Source organism: Marinagarivorans sp. (genome assembly GCF_982758155.1).
This window is the reverse complement of record NZ_CEXWTU010000244.1, coordinates 4,113-7,175: the sequence shown is the minus strand read 5'-3', so window position 1 is coordinate 7,175 and position 3,063 is coordinate 4,113. Positions and strand designations below refer to the sequence as shown.

Below are 3,063 nucleotides of genomic sequence, written 5' to 3'. Positions count from 1 at the left end.
CATATTTGTCGAGAGCGCCTGTATAGCACCCTGCCCTAGCATGGATGCGTAGGGATAGACTTTGCAGGAGCACAAAGTCGTAGATGGCTTGAACTACCCATAAAATGGCCGCTCAATCATTACTGCGGATAGAGCCTTTTTTCGGGATATTGATTTTGGCCCAAAAGGGATTATTTCGACGGCCTAGGTGTCGAGTAATGCGCCGAGCGTAAGCCATCATACACGTGGAAGCAGCACGTTATTACCAGTTACTTTGTAGGGGGTCAGTGCGGAGCTAGTTGTCGTTCATTTTGAAGTCCATTCCTCCAGCGGGAAAATTTAACGAGCCTTCACTGCTTCCTTTGGGTGTTTGTAATTGCGCGCCAAGTCAGTAAAGGCTTTGAGGTATTCAATACCCTCGTCACTTTCACGTGTACCTAAATAAATTTGCTTAGCTATACCGCCTTTGCCTAAGCGCACTACGGATACCGGTAGCTTTGTGCAGTATTCTTCTGCCAGCCAACGCGGCATTGCAGCAACGCCACGGCCACATGCCACCATTTGCAGCATGATATCTGTTGTTTCACTTGTTTTATGTTGTTTAGGCGCGACCCTAGCGGGATTGAGGAACTGAGTGTAAATGTCCAGTCGGCCAGGGGCTACCGGGTATGTGAGCAAGACTTGGTCGCGCAGATCTTCCGGGCGAGCGTATTCGCGAATAGATAATGTGTGAGACTTAGGTACAACCAACACTTGCTCATAATCAAACACGGGATTAAAACTAAGGCCGCTTTTGTAAAAGGGATCGGGAGTCACTAGTAAGTCAATTTCGTAATCCAGTAAAGCGCCAACGCCGCCGAATTGGAATTTCTGTTTTACGTCCACATCCACATCGGGCCAAGCGTGTAAAAACGGGGCAACCACCTTCATTAACCACTGATAACAGGGGTGGCATTCCATCCCGATTCGCAAAGTACCACGTTCGCCTTGAGCGATTTGTTTAAGCTTGTCGTCGGCATGATCTAACAAAGGGAGCACACGGTTAGCAATATTGAGTAAATACTGCCCGGCCGGGGTAAGCCGTAAACTGCGCCCCTCACGCAACCAAACGTCGGTACCGAGGTTGCCCTCCAGCTTTCGTACTGTATGACTGAGAGCCGACTGGGTGACGCAAAGTTTTTTAGCGGCAGCGGTAAGCGAGCCGTGCTGCTCAACGGCATGTATAATTTTTAGATGGTTGCGTTCAAGCATAATATATATGAGTAATGTTAATCGATAAGTGAAAATATACCATTACTATTCACTTTCAAAGTACTTTAGGGGCGAGGTAATAATAGTTTATCCAATTAGGTGGCGGAAATGTTGTTTCTCCACCTAACCACTGAACGCTTTTATGCGCATACTCTTTACGTTACTATCATTGTTCAATCTTAATCCTGTAACCATCATGTCATTCTCACGTCTACAATTTCAGTATTTACTCAATATTCTCTGCGCTATGCTACTCCTCACAAGCCCGAAACTTATGGCCCAGGAAGCTACCATGCTCGACGCTACATTCGAGCAATGTCGTGCAACGCTGCACAAGAATGCAACGGCAGAAGGCTTTTCTACCTTTATACTCGATGAGGTTATCCGCGATTTGAAACCTCTTGAGCGAGTTATAAAACTCGATCGAAGCCAGCCAGAATTCACCGAAAGCTTTGCAGGTTATGTTCGAAAACGAGTGAGTGAATACCGCGTAGACACAGGTAGACGTATGCTGGCAGAGCACAGCGTATTGCTGAATAAGTTGACGCAGCAATATGGAGTTCCTGCCCGCTATATTGTTGCGTTTTGGGGGTTGGAAACTAATTACGGTGGCTATAAGGGTAAAATCGAGATATTGAACGCGCTTGCTACTCTAGCCTGCGATCCTCGCCGCAGCCGATATTTCACACAGGAACTTAATAACTTATTTTCGCTTTTAGATGATCAACGAGTCCAGCGTGAACAATTATTGGGTTCATGGGCTGGCGCAATGGGCAACATGCAGTTTATGCCCACAACATTAATAAATTATGGTATCGATGCTGATGGCGATGGCAAGCTTAACGTCTGGGATAGTTTGCCAGATGCGCTAACCTCGGCGGCCAATTATTTACAGAAAATAGGGTGGAATAAAGAAGAGATCTGGGGCCGTAAAGTTGAACTCCCGAAGAATTTCGCTTTTGCTGAAGCTGAGTTAGAAACCGCCTACCCCCTAAGCCATTTTAAAAAGCTGGGTATAACCAAGAGCTACAATCGCCCTCTTCCTAACTATGACACTCAGGCAAAACTGATTTTACCCTCAGGGCACTTAGGCCCAGCTTTTTTAGTTTACGATAACTTTTCTATTATTATGAAATGGAATTATTCACAAAGTTACGCTTTAGCCGTGGGCCTACTTGCCGATCAACTCATTAACATCAATCATGGACTCGATGCGTATAGCGCAGAACCACATCATTTCACTAACGAACACCTTAAATTGTTGCAAGAAAAACTGTTAGCGAAAGGCTTCGACATAGGTAAACCCGACGGTATTTGGGGGCCAAAATCACGCAAAATAATGCAGCAATATCAGCTGAAAAATAAGTTAGTCGCGGATGGGTTTCCCAATCAAGAAGTTTTTAACGCGTTATCTGTTTCGCTGAATAAGGATGTCGATATCAAGCATTAGTCCATAACAGATTGTTTCCTCGCCCTAAATCTTCGGGCCTAGGAAACAATTTTAACTGACTATTTCAACGCCGGCTATTTCGCTAACGGTGCTTGCGCCGGAACGTTCAATAATTTTAACAATGGTAGACTGGATAACTTCATCCTCCCGAACATCTGTATCACTACTAAAACGCTCTACCATGGGATCACTCCCCTCTTCTGGGATAAATGATATTACGACCTGCTTTGCCATGTTTGCATTGGGGCCGAAATATGCAATGGAAATCTGAGGGTAACCCTTGAATCCCATCTTAACTTTCTTGGCAATTCTTTTTTTTGATTTTTCTAAGTGCACTATAAATACTCCCGTGAAACTTTATATGCTCTAGCACATTCGAAGAT

Annotated in this window: 3 protein-coding genes; 1 reads left to right on the top strand and 2 read right to left on the bottom strand. The window is 45.0% G+C overall.

Annotated elements, in window-relative coordinates; all coding sequences use genetic code 11:
* Positions 1 to 318 precede the first annotated feature (318 nt).
* A complete protein-coding gene (locus AC3A8L_RS18420; protein WP_487963742.1) occupies positions 319 to 1,230 on the bottom strand; it encodes a LysR family transcriptional regulator in 912 nt (303 codons plus the stop codon).
* Positions 1,231 to 1,522: 292 nt separating this feature from the next.
* Here AC3A8L_RS18420 and AC3A8L_RS18415 point away from each other — a divergent pair, with 292 nt between their 5' ends.
* Positions 1,523 to 2,680 (top strand): lytic murein transglycosylase, encoded by a 1,158-nt coding sequence (locus AC3A8L_RS18415; RefSeq protein WP_487963741.1) that lies wholly within the window; start codon positions 1,523 to 1,525, stop codon positions 2,678 to 2,680.
* 51 nt (positions 2,681 to 2,731) lie between these two features.
* Here AC3A8L_RS18415 and AC3A8L_RS18410 read toward each other — a convergent pair whose 3' ends face one another.
* Positions 2,732 to 2,914 carry a hypothetical protein gene (locus AC3A8L_RS18410; protein WP_487963740.1) on the bottom strand — a complete coding sequence of 61 codons (183 nt, stop codon included), beginning with the start codon at positions 2,912 to 2,914 and terminating at the stop codon, positions 2,732 to 2,734.
* Positions 2,915 to 3,063: the final 149 nt, after the last annotated feature.